The organism is Paenibacillus sp. ClWae2A, from assembly GCF_032452295.1.
Taxonomy (GTDB): domain Bacteria; phylum Bacillota; class Bacilli; order Paenibacillales; family Paenibacillaceae; genus Paenibacillus.
Genome location: NZ_JAULSQ010000001.1, coordinates 798,299 through 819,426, shown reverse-complemented (window position 1 = coordinate 819,426; position 21,128 = coordinate 798,299). Strand labels below are relative to the sequence as shown.

Annotated in this window: 20 protein-coding genes and 1 pseudogene; 3 read left to right on the top strand and 18 right to left on the bottom strand. The window is 43.2% G+C overall.

All coding sequences use genetic code 11. The annotated features are described in order from the left end of the window. Nucleotides 1-187 precede the first annotated feature (187 nt). The 5 genes from QVE09_RS03300 to QVE09_RS03280 all read right to left on the bottom strand — a co-directional run bounded on the left by QVE09_RS03300 (nt 188) and on the right by QVE09_RS03280 (nt 3,560). The gene (locus tag QVE09_RS03300) at nt 188-1,024 is read right to left on the bottom strand and encodes a class I SAM-dependent methyltransferase (RefSeq protein ID WP_047843251.1); all 837 of its coding nucleotides are present in this window, start codon (nt 1,022-1,024) and stop codon (nt 188-190) included. 705 nt (nt 1,025-1,729) lie between these two features. Next, the gene (locus tag QVE09_RS03295; RefSeq protein WP_106427116.1) at nt 1,730-1,867 is read right to left on the bottom strand and encodes a paeninodin family lasso peptide; all 138 of its coding nucleotides are present in this window, start codon (nt 1,865-1,867) and stop codon (nt 1,730-1,732) included. Between the two features lie 254 nt (nt 1,868-2,121). After that, nucleotides 2,122-2,457, bottom strand: coding sequence for a hypothetical protein (locus QVE09_RS03290; protein ID WP_315935666.1), 336 nt, complete (start codon nt 2,455-2,457; stop codon nt 2,122-2,124). A 270-nt stretch (nt 2,458-2,727) separates the two neighbouring features. Beyond that, nucleotides 2,728-2,826, bottom strand: coding sequence for a hypothetical protein (locus tag QVE09_RS03285; RefSeq protein WP_315935665.1), 99 nt, complete (start codon nt 2,824-2,826; stop codon nt 2,728-2,730). 44 nt (nt 2,827-2,870) lie between these two features. Beyond that, nucleotides 2,871-3,560 (bottom strand): SDR family NAD(P)-dependent oxidoreductase, encoded by a 690-nt coding sequence (locus QVE09_RS03280; RefSeq protein WP_315935664.1) that lies wholly within the window; start codon nt 3,558-3,560, stop codon nt 2,871-2,873. A 157-nt stretch (nt 3,561-3,717) separates the two neighbouring features. Here QVE09_RS03280 and QVE09_RS03275 point away from each other — a divergent pair, with 157 nt between their 5' ends. Next, on the top strand, nt 3,718-4,302 hold the full coding sequence (locus QVE09_RS03275; protein ID WP_315935663.1) for a TetR/AcrR family transcriptional regulator: 585 nt from the start codon (nt 3,718-3,720) through the stop codon (nt 4,300-4,302). 726 nt (nt 4,303-5,028) lie between these two features. Here the strand turns inward: QVE09_RS03275 and QVE09_RS03270 are convergent. From QVE09_RS03270 to QVE09_RS03245, 7 genes are all read right to left on the bottom strand, one after another. Next, a complete protein-coding gene (locus tag QVE09_RS03270; RefSeq protein WP_315935662.1) occupies nt 5,029-5,988 on the bottom strand; it encodes an NAD-dependent epimerase/dehydratase family protein in 960 nt (319 codons plus the stop codon). A gap of 37 nt (nt 5,989-6,025) precedes the next feature. Next, nucleotides 6,026-7,216, bottom strand: coding sequence for a glycine C-acetyltransferase (locus QVE09_RS03265; RefSeq protein WP_315935661.1), 1,191 nt, complete (start codon nt 7,214-7,216; stop codon nt 6,026-6,028). A 687-nt stretch (nt 7,217-7,903) separates the two neighbouring features. After that, entirely contained in the window at nt 7,904-8,899 is a 996-nt protein-coding gene (locus QVE09_RS03260; protein ID WP_315935660.1) for a glycoside hydrolase family 43 protein, read from the bottom strand. 604 nt (nt 8,900-9,503) lie between these two features. Continuing rightward, complete coding sequence (locus QVE09_RS31495) at nt 9,504-9,683, bottom strand: carboxymuconolactone decarboxylase family protein (protein WP_397386994.1); 180 nt, start codon at nt 9,681-9,683, stop codon at nt 9,504-9,506. Nucleotides 9,684-9,695: 12 nt separating this feature from the next. After that, nucleotides 9,696-9,827 (bottom strand): hypothetical protein, encoded by a 132-nt coding sequence (locus QVE09_RS03255; RefSeq protein WP_315935659.1) that lies wholly within the window; start codon nt 9,825-9,827, stop codon nt 9,696-9,698. A 215-nt stretch (nt 9,828-10,042) separates the two neighbouring features. After that, nucleotides 10,043-10,624, bottom strand: a complete 582-nt coding sequence (locus QVE09_RS03250; protein WP_315935658.1) for a TetR/AcrR family transcriptional regulator — start codon at nt 10,622-10,624, stop codon at nt 10,043-10,045. Between the two features lie 91 nt (nt 10,625-10,715). After that, nucleotides 10,716-11,726 (bottom strand): fumarylacetoacetate hydrolase family protein, encoded by a 1,011-nt coding sequence (locus tag QVE09_RS03245; RefSeq protein ID WP_315935657.1) that lies wholly within the window; start codon nt 11,724-11,726, stop codon nt 10,716-10,718. Between the two features lie 164 nt (nt 11,727-11,890). Between QVE09_RS03245 and QVE09_RS03240 the strand changes: the two genes are divergently transcribed. Continuing rightward, the gene (locus tag QVE09_RS03240) at nt 11,891-12,913 is read left to right on the top strand and encodes an MBL fold metallo-hydrolase (RefSeq protein WP_315935656.1); all 1,023 of its coding nucleotides are present in this window, start codon (nt 11,891-11,893) and stop codon (nt 12,911-12,913) included. A gap of 290 nt (nt 12,914-13,203) precedes the next feature. Further along, entirely contained in the window at nt 13,204-13,611 is a 408-nt protein-coding gene (locus QVE09_RS03235) for a hypothetical protein (RefSeq protein WP_315935655.1), read from the top strand. A 94-nt stretch (nt 13,612-13,705) separates the two neighbouring features. Here the strand turns inward: QVE09_RS03235 and QVE09_RS03230 are convergent, their stop codons facing one another. The 6 genes and pseudogenes from QVE09_RS03230 to QVE09_RS03205 all read right to left on the bottom strand — a co-directional run bounded on the left by QVE09_RS03230 (nt 13,706) and on the right by QVE09_RS03205 (nt 21,069). Then, nucleotides 13,706-13,960, bottom strand: a complete 255-nt coding sequence (locus tag QVE09_RS03230; protein WP_315935654.1) for a hypothetical protein — start codon at nt 13,958-13,960, stop codon at nt 13,706-13,708. A 47-nt stretch (nt 13,961-14,007) separates the two neighbouring features. Continuing rightward, nucleotides 14,008-14,660: pseudogene (locus QVE09_RS03225) on the bottom strand (AAA family ATPase). Between the two features lie 125 nt (nt 14,661-14,785). Further along, nucleotides 14,786-14,983, bottom strand: coding sequence for a transcription initiation factor TFIIIB (locus tag QVE09_RS03220; RefSeq protein ID WP_315935653.1), 198 nt, complete (start codon nt 14,981-14,983; stop codon nt 14,786-14,788). Nucleotides 14,984-15,483: 500 nt separating this feature from the next. After that, a complete protein-coding gene (locus QVE09_RS03215; RefSeq protein ID WP_315935652.1) occupies nt 15,484-17,532 on the bottom strand; it encodes a glycoside hydrolase family 16 protein in 2,049 nt (682 codons plus the stop codon). Nucleotides 17,533-17,685: 153 nt separating this feature from the next. Then, complete coding sequence (locus tag QVE09_RS03210; RefSeq protein WP_315935651.1) at nt 17,686-19,227, bottom strand: response regulator; 1,542 nt, start codon at nt 19,225-19,227, stop codon at nt 17,686-17,688. Nucleotides 19,228-19,230: 3 nt separating this feature from the next. Then, nucleotides 19,231-21,069 (bottom strand): sensor histidine kinase, encoded by a 1,839-nt coding sequence (locus QVE09_RS03205; protein ID WP_315935650.1) that lies wholly within the window; start codon nt 21,067-21,069, stop codon nt 19,231-19,233. Nucleotides 21,070-21,128 lie beyond the last annotated feature (59 nt).

The following is a 21,128-nucleotide window of genomic DNA, read 5'->3' as shown; positions in this document are numbered from 1 at the left end:
GTCGACTAATTAAGTCTGAACTAGTTGTTATTTCAAAATCATGATTTAGTGGCTGAGCGTTATCATAAACAAAAAAAGCACCTCTGTGGAGAGGTACCTTAGCTATATTATCCGCAAGACATGTTTCTGGCTGAGCAACGGATAAACATTGAATAATGCTGCAGAATTTCAAACACCATAAATAAATTTAGTTGTCATTGTATACAGCCTCCCTTTTTCGCAGTACAACTACGATATCTGTCTGAGGTACAAATAAATTATAATTCGTTACATGCACTTGTCTCGTTTCGGTTACTGATTCTATCTTTAATTCAGGAGGAAGACAGCGCTCTATGTGAGTAATTAATGTTTCTTTGGTAAATCTCCAAATTACACCATCAATCGAAGAGTTCGCCATATAACCACCGTCCGTTACAGAACCTGAAAGAGACTTGAGAACAACCGGGTCCGCAATAATGATAGATCCACCGTCACGTAACAGTCTGCAGCTCTCTATGAAGGCTTTTTTGTGATAGCGAATGTGATGAAAGCTTCTTGCAAACAAAATCATATCGCAGCTATGATCAGGTAAAGAAGTCGGTTTATCAATGAAAGCATGGATATAAGAATTAAACCTTCCCCACTTCTTTCCAAGTTTTAGAGCATTTATATTCGGATCCATGTTGAGAAAACGAACATCCTTCTGCTTGCGAAGATACTTGTTCAATAAACCTGTACCACAGCCCACCTGAAGTACATCGCCCTTTAAAGGGGGTAAAACTTTGTAAACATTACGAGGAATAGGAAAATTTTGAACGTACATGGCCAATTCGTAGAAAATCGGATAACGCTCTTGCAATCGAACCAATTTACTGGTGTAGAAAGGATTCCGCTTTTTGTGACGTTTAAAGTCCCATTTGTTCAAATAGTAGACAGGGGTTAACAGCAAGAACAGAATAATAAAGACACTTTGGACGCTATAAATTCCAAGTTTACTAAAACGATCATTGGAATTATGAGACATCATTTGTTTAGAAGTATTCAAAATGATCACTCCCCTCTCACAACGCTATAAATGGTGTAGAACCTCTTTAACATAATAAACGAATCCAATATATGGTTGAATGCGCCGAAAAATACAGACATACTGTCCGTAAGCAATGCTTCCTTCCAAATGACTTACGAAGCGAAGGGAATCTGATCATGCACAATTCAATCGTATTTAGAGAAGAGTATTTTTTGACTCCTTCACCTCCGTCCATTTGAAGCTGACAAAAGAAGAGCCGTTTACGATGATGCAACACCATGATTTTTTGTTGAAATCGCTTATGTATATGAAAGAGAAGGGCTTCATCAGATTGGGGGCCAATGTATTTTGGTTTCCAAAGGCGACTTGTTTGTCATTCCCCTGGTGTATCACATGTGTTTCAACCACTGGATTTGAAAGAACAGGTTCCGTTATATATTATGAACTGTCTGTATAAGCCGTTTTTGGAGAAATCATTTTTTCGTGGAGGCCTCAATTGGACAATGTTTATCGAGCGGCGTAACGAATTTCGCAACGTATTCGAACAAATGTTACATCAACAGGAGGCTGATGCTACGCCTTATTTAGCTGCTGCTCAATATCAATCATAGTCGTCTTGATTTGGAATGGTACAATGTTCTTATCCCTCATCTGAGCATCGAAAAAGCCGCCCACAGGCGACCTTTTGAGCAAGAATACGATTTTCAATTTGAAGTATGATCATCAGGAGGATGGATCATATAGGTCTGCATCATGTTCTTCGATCCAATCAATTTGCCTGAATCCATAGCCAGCCATCGTTTGCTGCACATCCAGCACCTCTAATTCCGGTGCCTGCCAAGGCGTTTTTTTCGTTTCCATCGGTCGTCCCCTCCTTTCTACAAAAACTGGAACCAAGATGCGAGTACCCTTACATTACTTGCGCGATACAAACTTTTTAAGATACGATATGTATCTTTGTGGGAATTATAAGACACAATACGTATCTAAGTAAACAACTATTTCATCCCTTTCTATGGGTTAAGTATTTCCCTGTAGCGCTATTGACCCAAGTTAAAGCCCACTCGCCTCTATATAGTGTTTTTATTTTGACACATATCTAATCGGTAATCGGACTATGTTTTTGTCCCTCGACAGATACCATTAGCATCCATCCACGAAACTTCCGTAATTGGCAGCTTACTCACAATCGGCTCTATTTCTTCTTCATGCATGACAAAATGATATAACTGCTGTGTTACTGGATACTTCATTACATGGAATGGTTCTATAGCTTCAGTCCACGTTATAGTCTTTTTACTACTTCCTGGGTTAGATAAAGTGTAATCAGTACTAAGCCATTTATCTGTATTAAGAAAATCGCGTAGTTCAATTGATCCGCCTTCTATGGGTACCATCAAATCTATTATTTCTTTTAGAAAACGTGCCTTGTCACTTCCGTACTTTTCCATATCTTATCCCCCCATTCTAACTTACCGCCAAACAAATTCGACCCAGAAACTGTATTATCGTGCTTAATAGTTGCTAACGACGATAAACTCGTCGATACTTTTAGTGTGGTTCACCGCGTCTAATCTTGAAAGTATCCTATCCGTTAGTTTAAATAAGCAACCAATCACAATGATCGGCTGCTTTTTTTGTTTTATTGAGCTAACGTTTCCCGTTAGCTTAGTCCACAATAGCTAAAGGAATTTGGTACAGTTATATAATTGGCATGCCCACTAGTTGTTAGTGTGTGTAAGAATGGTTATAGAAGTATTATCTATATACGTTTTTTGGAAATGTTGCGGCAAAAGATGTTGTAATGACAGCCCAATCAATGCTCCATGACCTATAACTAATATTCTTTTATCAACATATTCTTTTAAAACAGAATGGTTTCGGGGGTAACGCCCTTAGGATACTCTTCTTCCCATACGTTTTTCTCTACATAGGCCTGGTACCACATCTCTGCAATTACATCCGGATCATTAATTGCACCGGTACCTGACTCCTTGATCAATAAACCTAAAGATCGGTGGCCCACAAAAATCCCTTGAGCAGACAATGAAGTATGAAGATTAGCAACATAATTGCGTAACCCTGAAAGAGCAATACCGATATTCCCCATCATGGACACAGGGTACATGGCGGATAATCCTGAGGTAAAGAGCAAGGCTCCCTCTTTCCTGGCGAGCATATCAGGGAGAACAGCATTGACGACATGGATGGCACTAACCACATTCGCCTCAAATGCGTCCCTGGCATTCTCCGCCGTTAACTCCAATACAGAAGTGGGAGGATAATTGCCTGCTGTTGGACTGAATTCCAACACATCAATCTGACCATACTTTTCTTTCATGTTGGTCATAGCCTGTTCAATCTGTTCCTTGTTAAAAATATCTGCTACGAAATAAGATGCCTCGATACCATCCGCTTTCAGTTCATCCACCATATCTTGCAGCTTTGCAGCATTTCTTGCAACTAATGCCACTTGGAAGCCGTGCTTGCCAAAGCTCTTCGCAATAGATAATCCTAATCCCTTACCTGCACCAATAATCGCCAGTGTTTTCATTTATGATTCTCCTTTTATGAATGAGTTAGTGAGTTCAATTGACAGTTTTAATTGTAAAACGTACACTTTAAGGACTCAATGGTTGATATAATTCAATGTGTTAATTAAACATCACTTTTGATAAATCTGACTATTATTTATGGAGGGGAAGCACGAATTGGGTAAAGATAAAGTGGATCTGCGCATTCTCAAAACGCGGAAAGCCATTAAAGAAGCGTTTCTGAGATTATTACAAACCAAAGGCTATGAACGAATTACTGTGCAGGACATTGCCGAAGAAGCGATGATAAATCGCAACACATTTTATTTGCACTATGTAGATAAACCTCAATTCATGGAGAAGTTATTTCAGGAAAACGTGGAGAGTTTAAATGCTTGCTTAAGCCTGGAAGTGAGTTCAATTCATGAGATGGATAAAGATATGTTTGCTACCATGTTAAAAACGATTTTCGACGATATTGAAGCCAATATGACATTTTTTAAGACAATGATCACTCAAAATATTTATCCAAACTTCTCCGTATACTTGAAAGAGGCTTTTAAAACGATCATTTTTTCGGGGATCGGCGATCATCGCCACGATGAGAAGATAAAAATTGGCATCGAATACATGATATCTGGATTGGTAGGAGTAATTTGTCTCTGGATTGTTGAACCGGAGAACTACAGGGTAGATAACTTTATCGAGCAACTGAGTGAAATTCACTATTCTAACATGGTTGACTTGCTGAAGGATACTTGATAATAAACTAAATTAAATGGCAAACGTATATAAATCATATCTGTATATGATCTGAACAGAAAGGCAATTCTTGCGGAATCTGATCTGGCTCGACTCCCTGCTTAGATCTGTCAGAACCGGGCAGGCATAGAATAATTGCAGTAACACGAACATTTGAATTACTACCTCCTTATAAAATTAATCTTAATCCAAAATAGCAAATAATCGGTTGCTTCCTTTATGATGTTGAGCTTGAATGCGGCAAGTATCTTTTTGTACTTATCAAATTTGCATTCACGATCTTAGGTGGAACCCTCCGATATCACGAATGCCAAGAAGCCACAATTCGTGTTCCTAAGCATGCGCGTGAGATACCAAGAGCAATCTACGAAACCGACATCGACGAGTTCGTAAGCACATATTCGCGTCCCGATGGTTGGCGCAGATTGATTGGTCTTTACCGGAAAAACGTTATTTCTAATAAAAAAATCGTTATTCACGCGAATTCTTAGATTCATGTGCTTTTTTCTTGCCACATGATCTTCATCATGATGCTATTTAGATAGCTACCTAATCCGAAATGACAGAATGTTCTTGTCCTTAAAACAAAAAAAGCCGCTGTAATCGCGACTTTAATGGAACAATGTTCTTGTCCCTCGACATTTTCGTTCTGTTTTTGTTTTTTTATAAGTTCCCCTTCCTTGCTTTTTCTAGCGATGTCACTCTTCGATCGAATTCATAATAACTTTAAGCCTTGCGAAGCATTTGTCTCTCGCTTAGCTGTGAAAGCATATCCTTCGTCATGGCCTTCAGGTCGTAGCGAGCATTAAATCCCCATTCTGTTTTTGCTGCCGTCGCATCAATGGAATGCGGCCAGCTATCGGCAATCGCCTGTCTCTTCGGATCAACGTCATAATCGAGGATAAAGCCGGGAAGCTCATCCCGAATCGCTGTAGCGATCGCCTCTGGATCCACGCTCATTGCGGTGACATTAAATGAATTTCGGTGCATCAACCGGGAAGAATCCGCTTCCATCAAATCGATGATAGCGTTCAGGGCATCCGGCATATACATCATGTCCATGTTTGAGTCCTTGGCGATATATGATGTATACCGGCCAGCCGTCACGGCTGCGTAATAAATTTCCACAGCGTAATCCGTCGTTCCTCCGCCGGGAGGCGTCATATAAGATATCAAACCCGGGAATCGCAGCCCCCTAGTATCCAGGCCGTATTTGTGAAAATAGTAATCACAAAGCAGTTCGCCGTACACTTTGTTCACGCCGTACATCGTATTGGGCCTCTGGATCGTATCTTGAGGGGTATTGTCTTTCGGAGTCAAAGGACCAAAAGATCCAATGGAGCTTGGAGTGAAAAATTGGCAGCCTAGCTCTCTGGATATCTCAAGTGCATTCATCAATCCGCCCATATTCAAATTCCAGGCAAGCAGCGGTTTCTCCTCTGCGGTAGCCGACAGCAGCGCAGCCAAATGGATGACTGTATCAACTTCGTACCGTTTGGCGATTTCGAACATCGCCTTATCATTCGTCACGTCCAGCAGCTCGAATGGCCCGGATCGGGTAATTTCGTGGGCTGATGACCTGAGATCCGTAGCAACGACGTGATCCGCACCATAAATTTCACGTAATTTAACAACTAACTCAGAACCGATTTGGCCTAGTGCTCCGGTCACCAAAATCTTGTTCATAAGACATTCCTCCCGAAATGTACTCCCGCGAATGCAGCTAAATCAGCTTCATTTCCTTGCCAACTTTCTCATAAACGGAGATCACCTGGTCGAGCATTTCCTTGGTATGGGCAGCTGTCGGCATGTTGCGTATTCTTCCGGTTCCTTTCGGAACCGTCGGAAACAGGATTGCCTTGGCGTAAACGCCTTCTTCATAAAGCCGTTTGCTGAACTGTTGGGTGGTTACTTCATCGCCAATGATACAAGGTGTGATCGGCGTTTCGCTTTGGCCTACATCATATCCAAGCCGGCTCAAGCCATTTTTCAAATCATTGCCGTTCTCCCACAGCTTCTCGATCAGCTCTTTGTCATTCATCAAAATGTCGACAGAAGCGCTGCAAGAAGCGATTGCAGCCGGAGGTAGCGATGTCGAGAACAGAAACGGACGACTTCTCAGCTTCAACCATTCGATCAGTTGTTTTTTACCCGCCACATAACCGCCGACAACGCCAATAGCCTTGGAAAGAGTACCAATTTGAAAGTCAATGCGGTCGGACAATCCAAAATGCTTCACGGTTCCCGCACCTGCTCCGAGAACGCCCGAACCGTGGGCATCATCCACATAAGTAATCAGATCGAATTCTTCTGCTATTTTCACGATTTCAGGCAGCTTTGCTATATCACCATCCATGGAGAAAACCCCGTCGGTGATGACCATAATTTTATGGTACTGACCGGATTCCTTGGCATCTTTCGCCTGCTGTCTTAAATCATTCATATCCGAATGCTTAAAGCGAATCACCTTGGCTCTCGACAGGCGGCAGCCATCAATAATCGAAGCGTGGTTCAGCTCATCTGATAAAATCGCATCATGCTGGTCCATTACCGCGGATATAGCAGCCATATTGCAGTTAAATCCCGATTGATACACGATAACGGCTTCCGTTTTTTTGAAACGGGCCAGTTTTTCTTCAAGCTCAATATGAAGATCCATCGTACCATTAATTGTTCTCACAGCCCCTGCGCCTGCCCCGTATGTCTGCAACGCCTTAACTGAAGCATCAATCAGGCGGTAATCTGTTGCCAGTCCCAAATAGTTATTGGAAGACAAATTGATTAGGGACTTTCCGTCGATACGAATAACAGGACCATTTGCACCCTGCAGCGTATCGATGACGTTATATAGACCTTTAGTCTTTAGATCTTCGATGTTCGAACTTAAAAATTGGTCCAATGCTTGACTTGACATTCCATTCCCTCCTCGATATACGTATGTCCTCGTATAGGAGACATAGTATTCTTCAAAAAACCTTGTTATAAAAGGAATTAAACTAATTTCAATGTATCATCATTTTTATTTTTTGTACACATGTGGCGGACAAAAAATAAAAATATCCGCAAAAAAAACATAGCGATTGCTTCCCCCATTCTCGGAAGCAATCGCTACTAAATCTTTGCTTATATCTTTTTCTGCTCGGTAGTTTACGATACCATTCCGATTAGATACACGACTAATCGGTAATAGGAACAGGTTCTTGTCCTTGGCTCGGGACACGAACTTGTACCGATAAAATTAAAAAGCCGCTAAAATAGCGACTTCAATGGGAATATGTTCTTGTCCTTCGACACTTTTCTAATATCCAGAATAATGCGTTCTTATTAATCCTCCTTCACTTCTCATTTTGATGACTAACGATTTGGTCTGCAAATATTCTAAGTGATCTTTTATGATTGATGGTAATGGTCCTCAATAGAAAGAATCATTTTCTACTGTTCTACACATAGTGTCACAGTAAAAATATTCTTTGTTCAGCAGAGATTTTCTCCAAGTTTGAGTGACACAACTGGTCCTCCTATCAAAAAAGCAACCCCGTCAGGAGCTGCCTCATGTTATGCCTTATCTTATAATTTTATCTGTTTCCGCTAACCTGCCAGCTTACTCAGCACCCGGATAAGGATTGATCTTCTGGATCGTTCCGTCTTCGTTGTATTTCAGCTCGGAATATTTAACGCAACGCTTGTGGTTGACACCTTCCGACAGGGAGCTGTCGTGATAGAACAGATACCACTTGTCTTCAACTTGCACAATGGAGTGGTGGGTTGTCCAGCCGATAACCGGAGAGAGAATCTCGCCCTTGAACGTGAATGGTCCCATAGGGTTCTTGCCGATCGCATATACGAGCTTATGCGTGGTTCCTGTAGAGTAGGACAGGTAGTAATAGCCGTTATATTTATGCATCCATGGTCCTTCAAAATATCTCCGGTCCTCATCCCCGGCCAGAATGGGATTCCCGTCTTCATCGACAATCGATATCTCGGCAGGCTTGCCCTGGAAGGACAGCATGTCGTCGCTAAGCAGTGCAACTTGCGGTCCAAGCGCCGGCTGGTCAGGAGCCGGTCCTTCTGCATCTGGCACGAAGCTGCCGGTCTGCCATTTCTCCAGCTGGCCACCCCAGAGTCCGCCGAAATAGATGTATGACTGATTGTCGTCATCCACCAGTACGGCCGGATCGATACTGAAGCTGCCTTCCATATAATTCGGTTGCGGCGTGAACGGGCCTGCTGGAGACTCTGATGTTGCCACACCCAGACGGAAAATGCCGTCATGGTCCCGTGCCGGGAAGAACAGGTAATAGGTATTGTTCTTATAAGCGGCATCCGGTGCCCAGAGCTGCTTGGAGGCCCACGGAATATCTCTCAGATGCAACGCTTCGCCGTGATCGACCACCGGGGAATCGAAGTTGTCCATCGAGAGGACATGATAGTCTTCCATTTTATACTGGTCGCCGTTATCATTGCTTGGTTCGTCATGATCGAGGTCATGGGAAGGATAGATGTAGATTTTGCCCTCGTAGACATGGGCGGACGGGTCCGCAGTGAAGATGTGAGTTACAAGCGGCTGGTGGGGCTTAGGTAGTTGTTGTTGATTCATAAGGCATCTCCTTTGGTATTCGAATAATAGAATTCTTCATAATAAGCAGGGCTGGCGCTCTATGTACCATTGCCCGAGGCGCGTAGGGCAGCCGCAGGTGAAGCCGCCGTTAACCTCGGGGGACAGGACGGAAGCATGTACTGTCTCCGGGACTTCATGCCAGGACATCTCATCTGCCGAGTAGGAAGTCATTCATTGAATGCATCGTACACTCCCTCTGAATTCAAAGCAAGCGTTTACAATCACTAATATTATTGTACAAGCCCCGCTTGTTCTTTCCTATACACATACTAAAGGTCTTCCCCCGAAAAAATGTACAATTCCTGCCTATCCCATTATACTAGAAATATAAACCAATTTCTAACATGTTACTTACCTGGGCGGACATTTTATGGTGAGTTCTATTACATGCCGCAAACTTTATAACAGATCTTCTACTTATACAATTTGCATTGGTCTAACAATAATACTACAAGCAGGACCTAGTATTTGTGAATTACAGCAATCGGAACAAGAACTTGAACCGATAAAATAAAAAAGCCGCTACAATAACGACTTCAATAAACATGTTCTTGTTTCGCGACATGATAAACTGAATATGCAACTACATCTCTGCCCATGTCACCGGCTCCCCCAGTACGCATGGGAAACCTGTATAGGATATGCAATAGGTAATCGCTTCAACGACTTCATTCGTAGAGAGACCAACATTAAGAGCCCCGTGAAGATGGCCATAAAGTTCTGACTCGGCTCTACCTTGGGTAGTCAGGAAGGCAATCGTCAATAATTGCCACTGTTATGGGTTAAGTCCTTCTCTGGAATAAATATCGCCAAATGCAAACTCGATAATGTAGTTAGCAACATCAGGAGCGATATCTTGCAGTGATTCGACTAGACGTTCGGCTTCTCCGCCCCCGCCTACTTCCATTAATTTGTTCCATCCTCGTTGATAGCGTTCTGTCATTATTGAGTATATAAATGCTGAGATGAAGAGGTTCCTCGGTATGGCAACAGCCAAGTACCGAGGTCTATTTCGTATGCGAATACAGACATATCTCACAGCATTTGTTGTGAATGCGAAACGAATGGTAAAGCTAGTCGAGCAAAAGCAGTCTTTGGCATATTTAAATAAATCAACAAAGCTTATGACTGAGACAAAATTCCTTTTACGAACAATAAGACACTGTGCTTGTAGAAATCTTCCTCGGTGACGAGTTGGGACTGATATTGCCTGTGAATCAGCTCACTCATCTGAAATCCGTAGCACATCGAGAGAAAAGACATGGCGGTAAGGCGCTCATCCTGTCTGGCTATAACTTTTTTCTTCTGCAGGCGTTCAAAATATTCAACCAGCAAGGAGTGCAGCTTCACCGGCGGATCGGCCAGCACTCTGTCCAATTCGGGAAACATCCCTTTGTCGCGGATGCCAATCAAAATGATGTCCGCATTTTTATGAAAAAACAATCGGTACTGCTGACTTACATTCAGCAGATCGACTTCCGGATTGTCGGTCGCGTCCTCTTTTAACAGCTTCTCAAATTGCGGGATATCCGAATGTCTTTCAATGATGGCTTCCAATATGCCTTGCTTACTTCCGAATTGCCGGAAAATCGTAGATTCATTGACTTTAGCTTCCGTTGCAATGGCTTTGGTGCTTACTCCCCGATAGCCATTCTTTTTGATGAGCCGTGTCGCGGCTTCAATGATTCTGTCTGAAGTTTGCATTGTATTTCTCCTTTTGCATATGTTAAACCTATTCTACTACAAGTTTGCAGATGAAGCAGATTCAGAGTTCATCATTTTGATAAACGTTTATTTAAGGTAAATCGCTTCTTTTTTCCCAGCGGCTTGGTTCCGTAATCTTGACATGATCAGGCACCAATTGCGTGAGCGTGCCTAATTTATCAAATGTAATCTGGATTCGGTCAGAGGGCAACAGCCATTCTTCGGTCTCGATTGCGCAGCAATCCGGTATCGTCCCCATTCCTATAATCGTGCCCGGGAGTGGCGTGAAAACTTCGAGAACCTCCTCCATCACTTTTGCAGGGTGTGCACAATACTCGGATGTGCTTCCCTTCCAGTTCAGTCTCTCCCCTATGAGTACATCCACATCCAATGCCAGCGGGTTGTCGATTTCATCCGGCGTTACCAGAAATGGTCCTATTCCTTTGCTGCGATCGAAATCTTTGCAGCGCGTCGGTCCGGTCATCGCCTGGAAATCCGGCCACTGCACATCGCGGACAGTACTGTCGTTAAAAATAACATAACCTGCAATGCAGTTCCCCTTTCCTGTAACAAAGGCCAGCTCCGGCTCGATATCCAGGTATGAAGAGTATGATGGCCAATGAATCGTATCCCCATCGCCAATTAAAGCATTATGGTTACACTTGTAATAACTGAAATTCACTTTATTCGGATCTTGCTGGAATTTTTCGGCGATTTTTTGTTTAAGCTCTTCTCTTTCCGGCCCTGTATATTCTCTTTGCAGCAGATTTACACCAGCATTTCTCAGATGTCTTGGCGTCAGCCCAAAATCGATAAGTGCAGCCGGATTTGGAACCGGCGGCAGCAGGTTTACCGCTGCAATCGGACTGATTTCATTTTCATTGAATTGATGCAAATGTTCGACAGCATATTGCATCAATTCCTTAGCGGCATCATAACTTGCCGGCAAATAATGAAGATAGCTGTCCATACTTTCAAGACTATCAACGAATGTTCCCTGCTTTTTCATGATTGCGGCAAAAGACACGACAAATTTCTCGTTAATTACAAGCCCAAACAAAGGTTCCTGGGATGTATTGGTTTGAAAGGTTACTAGTTTCATGGTTAAGCGCCTCCATCCATGTAGTGTGATGTTGTTCTATTACTATCATATTGCATAGAATTATTGCATGCAAGTACATGCTTGCATTTCTGTTTTCCAATCTCTATAATAATGGCATAGTCAGTACGCCTCACCCCAAAACATATACGCAAAGGAGAATTTTTATGAAGTATGGACGTATTATTCAAAAACCTCGTGTTAAATTTTTTGAAGTCGCAGATGGCGTCTTTGCCGGTATTTCGCCGTATCGCGGGATCAGTTGGGCCAATGCCGGGTTCATCAACAAGGGTGAAGGGTTGGTGTATGACACGTTCTTCGATTTGTTCCATGCGCGGGAAATGCGTGAGGCTTTTATGGAAGTAAGCAACGGCGACTCTCCCGCTTATGTGGTGAACTCGCACTATAACAGCGACCATGCCTGGGGAAACAAAGTGTTTGAAGATGCTTGCATTATTATGCACAAGGAAGCGTCCAGAGAGCGTCTTACCGAAAATATCGCCTGGATGGACAGTGTCATCAGAAGAGGAAAGGATTCTCCGGAATCGACTTCGGGCGAGCGATTTTTTGCAGCGGAATTTGAAGGATTCGACCTGGAAGGCGTAGAATGGTTGCTCCCGAATATTGAGATAAAGGACGATATCAACATCCGTCTTGGCGATACGGAAGTCATGATTTACAACGTTGCTCCCGCCCACTCTGACAGTGATTTGCTGCTGTGGATGCCAAAAGAAAAAGTGCTGTTCGCCGGCGATGTCGTGTTTAACGGGTGTACGGCTTACAGCGAAGAGGGAACCCTCAATTGGGTTAAAGTGCTTGACCGCATTATTGATGAAATTAAACCCGAAATCATTATTCCAGGACATGGCGCCATCTGCGGCCTGGACTTCGTGAAGGAGCAGAGAGACTACCTCCTGAACCTGATCAGCGAGTTCAACAAGTATTACAATGACGAAATTGATGCCTTGTCCCTGACCAAGCAAATTGATATTTCCCGCTTCCTTCATTGGATTCAGCCAGAACGCTTGTATGTTACAGTGGACATCCTATTAAAAAGTAAACGAGGGTTACCACCCCTTCCAATTTGGAACGAGGTGCCTGCTAAGCTGGAAGACATGAAAGTTTTTCTGACCGGAAAATATGGTAATCAAATCAAGCCATGGGACCCTATGAGTGTTTGGCAAGAATGAATAGCAATTTGGAGCTAGCCTAAAAAAACAAAAATCGGCCCTGTCGCAAACGATGCGAACAGCGGCCGTTTTTTTTGAATTGTTCCACGGAAAAATGGAGTTGGACTTATGACTTACTTTTTCGATAATTTAATAACACAAAGATCTATCAATAATTACAGTTCATTAGATTCAATCGAATTTATGTACATTTTAGCTTTTCTGCTAAGACACCCAATGGTATTTAAATAATTTAACATTAATATAATGTAAAGGCTGTTGACTAAGTTTACTTAAGGGGGCATTTAATAATGATTAATTTCCAGAATGAGCGTCAGATGATACCGCATCCAATTCTTTTGGAAGCAAAACAGAGTGCAGCAAATCAAATTCTAATTACGTATGATCAGCGGACAGATTTAGGATCAGCAACACATATTTCAAACTACTGGATTAGGAGTACTATGGAAACACCTACCGGTATTGCAACTGTGGGAATGAGTGATGCGCTGATGTCTTCAAACTCAATACGTCCAGATACGGCCCAGATCGCACCAGTCGATAACTCAAACATGAGATTTCATATCACGTTTAGGGTGAATGCAGTGTCAGGTGTATTGTATACCGTCCTGCATTGTTTTGTTAACCTTGAGGGAATGACAGGTTATACGGGGGCGAATTGGGGCCCCGCAAGTAGAAATGTACTTATTGGTATGTAGTTGTATTGAGCTATCGCTTCACGTTAGTTTAACCTTTCAACCTCGGAACAAGGTGAAACTGATTTAATTGAGATTGGAGTTTACTACTTATATGCTAAACAGAGCGAAATACAGATCTATTCAGACCATCTACAGCGGACAATATAACACCCACAATGAACGGGAAACCCAAAGATAAACTCTGTACCACTTCATCTTGATACTGTTTTGCACCGAAGATTGCATACCATAACTTTGATCCGCTCCAAGCAGTGATACTTGGGACATATAAAGCAGCAGCCAGTATAATAGCTAAAGATATCAATGACCCCGTAAACAATAATATTCCACCTATTAATACCTTCTTCATTAAAAGTCCTCCATTCAGCTTTTGGGTTCCATAGGATAGCTGTGGATTTAATCTTGAACTTCTTCGAATAACTCTCTGAGCATCCGATCCTTGTTGTTCACAAACTCTTTCATAATCATATAATGGTCGGTTTCTTCCAATACTTGTACCTCGATACCATCTGGCGTTAGATTGTAAATAATCGAATCTGGATACGCCATAAGGATCGGGGAAACCGATGAATGAAAGTGGAAAAGAACGACTCTCCGTGCGATTGCTCATGCAAGGACTTACCACTGTACGAATCTTTAATAGGGCGAATAGGGCGACCGAATGAAGGCTGGCTGTCCAACTCATCGATCGTCGTGGCTAAATTATAATAACTTTCTGCCCGGAAGAAGAAGCCATCCTTCGGGCGTCGCGGACCTCTGATCAATTGTATACATTCATATAAGCTCGAGTGAGTAGCCTGGGTTGAAAAGGAAAAGTTGTCCGTCCCACCCTCCGGGTTAAATCCCCATGCGACAGCAATGGACTCCATCAGTGTTGATTTGCCCATCCCATTTTCACCTACGATATAGGTTACCTTGGGGTGGAAATCAAGAGTGTTTAGGTTTCGAATGACTGCCAAATCAAAGGGGTAACGATTATAGGTGGGTACTTGTTGCCTCTTAAGCTGAATTTGCCGTAAATAGGGATGCTGTATATTAATATAGTTCACTCCCTTTTAAGCCTTTGAGCGTTATGGTTACCTTTGTTGGGAAACGCTGACTCATGTTAGTCTCACCCTGGGATCATGTTCTTGTCCCTCGACAAAAGAGTTCTTAATAGACAATTATTACGATTTTATTTATTATCCTCAAATTTATGTGGTTCTTTAACAAAACTTTTTAAAATAAATCCACACGTTATACAAATTACATGAGTAACATCTGATCCTAATGTTAGCATCTTTTTCATAGGATATACCCTAGCTTCGCCGTGCGACCTGCCCTCCCCAAATTTTGTTCCTCCACATTCAGGACAACATTCTTCGTTTCTCATCTCGAACCTCCTTTAATGAAATTAATCTTTTCATTGCATATAGTCCATATGTAACTTTCTATTATCAACTTTAACTTATAGCAGCTTGCTAAGCGGTAATAAGGCATGATGCAGATGTCCCGCCATATGGTATATGTATTTACGAACTTCTAACGAAGATACTTCAGTCGTATAAGAGACACCCGTTAATTCCCAAAATTCTTGCCCATCTAGTTGATAACCAATATAACACGGATCTCCAAATTGTATCTTAGTTACATTTTCTGACGGAATTACTACGTAAGAATTATCTTTTGTTACTTTCGAAAACGAACCCATTATATGCACACTCCTTGCAGCTGGTGAACTAAATTATCAAGTCTAAATTTAAACGACCGATTCCCAGGTAGAAATATTGGGAATCGGTCGTAAGCCTATTTTAGAGTATGAGATTTCAGGTTCTCCGGTTTGCCCAGAATCTATTCCATCTGATCTTCATTCGCTGTATCCGAAATCGCAAATTACTGTTCTTTATACACGCGTACATAATCCACTTGCATAGTCGCCGGGATATCGGAGGCGTTCGGGGTACGGCCGCCGTCAAAGTTTCCGCCGACTGCCAAGTTCATAATGAGGTAGAACGGCTCATCGAAAGGTGCATTCGGATTATTCGGTGCATCTGCGGAATACCACTGCTCGTTAGTGACTTTATAGAAAAACTTGCCGTCTACATACCATTTAATGTTGTCCTCTTCCCAGACTACCGAGTATACATGATAATCATTGGCAAAAGTTTGCCCCTCCGGGAAGTGATAATCGCCGCCCGAATACTGGTTCCCGGGCCATTGTCCACCAAAGTGTATGGTACCGCTTACTGATCCAGGCAGACGGCCTCTCGCTTCCATAACATCAATTTCACCTGATGCAGCCCAAGTGCCGTATACCGAGTCTTGTGGAAGCATCCACAGTGCTGGCCATATACCATCACCGGTAGGAAGCTTGGCACGAAAATCCACTCTGCCGTACTTCAAGGACAGTTTATCCTTGGTGTTAATCTTTCCAGAAGAATACTGAGCATACCGATTCGGGTCTTGCGGGAAAGATTTGCTGTCGTTCATAGCTTTGATATTCAGCTTCCCGTCCTGTACATATACATTTTGAGTGCTGTTTGTGTAGTGCTGCAGCTCTGCATTACCCCATCCCCATGTAGCTGGATCGTTATTGAGATAATATCCTGTTTCATAGTTCCATTTGCTTGTATCCAGCGTAGTTCCGTTAAATTCATCCTGCCAAATGAGGTTCATGCCCGCGATAGCCGGGTTGGTTGGTGTTCCGATTGAGATATCCTCTTGATCGGATACATCCGGACGCGGAGCATTGGGATTGCCGATAAAGGTATAGTTGACGAAGTTGTTGCCAATATTTCCGCCCGCCTGACCGTTCAGTGGATAGCCGATACGAATCTGCATATTCTCTTGGATCGGCTGGAACCAAAGGCCATAGACGTAATCGGCCCAGTATCCCCACTGGTTGGCATCGGACATATTGTTGTACCCATTACCGGAGTATGCAAATTTGCTCTGGCTGGAGTTACTCAAATCAACCCATTGTCCGTTGATGTTAATTTGGTATACAAAATTGCCCAGTTCCTTGGCGATTGGCGCCCCCCCATCAATTTTCGGAAGCGGAACCCCAATGGAACCATTCGCATCTGCTGTGAAGGTTGTTCCTTCGTATGGCGTAATGACATATGAATTTCTTGTAGGTTCATTAAACGTAATCGTATAAACAAGATTAGCCGAAGCAGTCTTTGATTCCAATTTGACATTGATCGACTCCGTTACGTTAAACCAGTACCCACCGCCGCCATCCGTGAATTGGCCAAAATTTTGATCGTAGATCCAGCCGCTGGCTGCGTTATTGTCAATATCAATCCAGGTGCTGCTGTTTACAGGTTTGACATACACCTTCAAATCATCCGCAACAGCTTCATAAGTGACCGCAGGATTATTGTTGAACGTTGGATATGTAAAGCCTGCACCGCCTGTGAAACCTGCTGTGATCTGTGGACCTTGTGTTGCATTCATCGCTGTAATGGTTGTTTTGTTGATGTTTTGAAATACAAGTTGATACTCCAGCTTAACACCATTCGCTTTGGAGTACAGTTGAATCTCGGTTGTTGCGGAGAGGGTGAACCAATAGCCATTGAAGCCGCCATCGCTCCAGTGCCCCCAGTTTTGGTTATAGATATAACCGCCTGCCTGGTCGATATCAACCCAGTTGTTGCCTACTTTTACATTAACGCCTACATCACTGTAAACGTCATTCCATGTTGCTGAGCCCCCATTGAACTTAGGCATAACAAATCCGTAGCTGGCCTTGCCAACCCCTGATTTTGAAATAACAGGCCCGTCTGCGGGTGAAAAGTACTCCATTGAGGTTACAGTAGTTCCGGCTGCCTGAACCTTTGAAGCTGGCAGTATGCCAACACTAGCCAGCATCACAACCACAAGCAACATACCGAGTACCTTTTTCATAAACCGTTTCTGCGTAAAGTGAGATGGTTTCATCATTGCCCTCCTTTAATAAAATAATAGCTTCTCCCAATCCATGTGCATTAAGGAAATCGCTTACATGGGGGGATATCTTTATTCTAGCGAATAGGTTAATTTGCTGAAAAGGTACAATTGTTTTTGTGCTATCCCATTTTTTTGGCTTTTGATTCAATCTGCCTTCTGCCGCATCATCTGTCGGTACTCTGTGGGTTGGATCTGCATCACATGTCGGAACGCGCGTGTAAAGCTTTTGTAGCTCTCATATCCAACCATAGCAGCAACCTCAACAATTTTATGATCAGTTTCGGCGAGAAGCCGCCGCGCTTTATCCAGACGCACATCTCGTAGGTATTCAGCAAAACCTTTACCAATATTCTTCTTAAACAGATTTGAAAAATAAGCATAATTAAGGGATACATGATTGGATACCATCGCGAGGTCCAGCGGTTTGTGGTAACTCTCGTGTATAAAACGAATGGCTTCATTTAGATCCTGCGAATTGCGATAGCTGCACTTATAGTCAAAATATAACTGATTCAGCCGAAGCAGCTGTTGTTGCAGTGCTTGTATATAATCACGCATCCCTTGATAATCAAAGAGATTACGCAATGATTCAAGGTCCAGCACTTCTTCCCCCATATAAGGACGGATAACTCGTTCGTATTCCTCCATCATCTGAACGGTGGCGGCGCAGAGCTGTTGGGTATAGCGAATAGGATAGCGTTGCAGCACCTTTTTGTGAAATAGTGCAGAAATACCCTGAGTAATCGTTCCACTGTTATCTGTTCCAATTGACTGGAAGAGTTCGTATAAGTCTTCATAGGGAAGTTGCCACTGCTGTTCCATATGCTCAATATGTGCTGGGGAGATACTGTACTGATCAGGAAACAGGTAACTGTGGCGATAAAGCTCAAGCACTTGGGTATAGCTGTCTGGTAGTTCTTTTAACCCCTGAATCGGGTTAGTCATGGCTGTTATGGCATCGATCTTACCTTCCTTCAGTGCTGCAGGCAAAACAATTGGATCTATGGACGCATCCACCGCAAGGATCAGGTATGGGCGATGTTGCAGGCAAATACAACCTAGTCTGCCAAACACACGATAAGCAATGGCTTCCATGCTATGGGCGCTGCTGGCTCCGGGCTGGTTAATGCAAACTTCTTCCCGCAGCAGGGTTAGGCGATAATTACGCCATAACGCATCATTTTGTTCCTCAATCTGAAGAATCCATGCGTCATCACTTAACGCACCTTGCATAAACATTCTTAATTCTTTACGATCGGTCTCTTGGGCGAGACGGGATACATGCTGCATATTATGCGTAAGTGCCTGCCGTGTCTGGATCTCTTGCCATACATGCTCCAGGGAATGTTGCAGATCCTCTCGCTTCAAAGGTTTGAGCAAGTAGCCCTTTGCCCCAAGCCCGATAGCTTTTTGGGCATATGTAAAATCACTATAACCGCTGATGATGAGGTATTCCACATCCATGTATTCCTCTTTGGTTTGAGCCATGAGTGCCAGCCCATCCATATCCGGCATCATAATATCGGTAATAACGATGTGAATGCAATGCTGCCGCAATAGGCACAGCGCCTCAATCCCGCTCGCGGCACAGTATATGTTGTTCAGATCCAGAGGAAATTGATGCAGCATGGCCTGCAGGCCATCACGAATGTGTTTTTGATCGTCCACAATCAGGATATTAATCATGCTCTACCACCCTCCAAGATTTACATTTTCCCAAGGCAAGCGTATCGTTACGCAGGTATATGCACCTTGCACACTATCAATCCAAAGACCGCAATTCTTGCCATAATGAAGCTGCAACCGCTTATTCACGTTTTCCAAACCAAGTCCGCTCCTGCTTGTAACCATCGGCGTATCCGATTCGCTCCGCAGTACTGCCTGAAGACGGTGTAACATCTCAGGCTCTAACCCCTCTCCGTCATCTCTTATGTTAATCAAAAGAAGACTGTCATTCTCCACAGAAAAGGTAATCTCTATAGTTACCCTGCCGCCTGAAGGTGCCCCGTGATGAACTACATTTTCAACGATGGGCTGCATACACATCTTGGGAATGGCGTAGTGAAGTATCTCCTGAGGAAGATCCGCCTTCATAACGATACTGCCGCCTTCCATAAAGTTGATAAATTCAATATAACTTTGGATATTGGCAAGCTCCTCACGCAAAGCAACGGTATCGCTACGCCACTGCATGCTGTAACGTAACTGGGAGCCCAACGAGACCAATGAATTGGCTATTGCAGGCTGCCTCTGTACCTCTGCCACCATACGGATTGATTCCAGGGCATTATATAAAAAGTGAGAATTAATCTGCGAATGAAGGGAGTGCAACTCTGCGTTTTTGGCAATTAACTGCTTATCCACGACCTGTGTCATTAGACGTTTGACCTCATGTAACATTTTATTGTAATTAACCGCCACCTCATCGATTTCATCCCCTCTTTCGTTCTCATCAAGGCCTGTATCAATCATTGAATCCAACTCGCCTTTCCGTACCTGACGCATTGAACCCAGGACGATGTCCAACCGCCGGAAAATACGCCGTGTCGTTTGGGATACGAGTAGCATAATTAGCAGCAATACACATAATGTAATCGTTACCACAAATGCATACCAACTGCGCGGCCCCTTCATCAATGCCTGATGGGAAGCAATCTCGACCACATAAGTGTTCAACGGAGCGATGTATCGATACAATGCATAGAAGCTCTGATCTCCCACCTTAACCTGAAGCGGGCTTTCCTGCGGCAATATATCCAGCTGGCGATGGATACTGCCAAGGATCTCCTCCATCCCCTGCCCGTACTTCTCAGAAAACTCATGCTGGGGATTGTAAACATACTGGGGAGGATCACTTGTGTTCATCAACACTGAAAAGAAGTCCCCCTTGCTCTCCTGGAGCAGGTCGCTGAAAAACATGCTGTGCGGGACACGCACTTCCATAATACTAGGGCGTTTTTGTTCCTGCCCTTGAAGGCGAACCAGACGATAGTAGGATAATGTGTGTTCACCATCTCTAAAAGAAAATAAACGGTACGCCGCACCACCTTCGTCCCGAAGCTTTACCCAATAATCCTGCGGCCAAAATTTCTTATAATGATAGATTTCAGGCCAGATTTCATACAAGTTTGGGTTATCGACGTAAAAGCTAAGCTCACTAATCATCGCATTGCTTTGAATGATATTAAGCATTTGCTCAAACTGATTTTGCTTAAACTTCACCAGACGCAGTCCATCCACAAGCATATTGGAATGAATAAAATCCACAAATGACTTTTGAGTAAGGGCTGTATTGGAAGCGTTCTCAATCATATCCATTCTTCTGCGCAATTGCTCATTCAGCCATGAAACGTGGCTGTTGCCTGTTGCCATAGCATCCTTATATAGCTGGGTTTCTTGCATGCGGATATACACAAAGGATATCAAAATAACAGGTATGGCAATCATCAGGCTAAATGCCAGAAACAGCTTTTGAGATATACGGGCATTACGATAAAGCTTCCTCAATCTCGTTAGTAGGTATTTCATTCTGATGTATTCACCACCTTTCTTATACCATATATTACTAGTTAGCTGATAGTTAACAA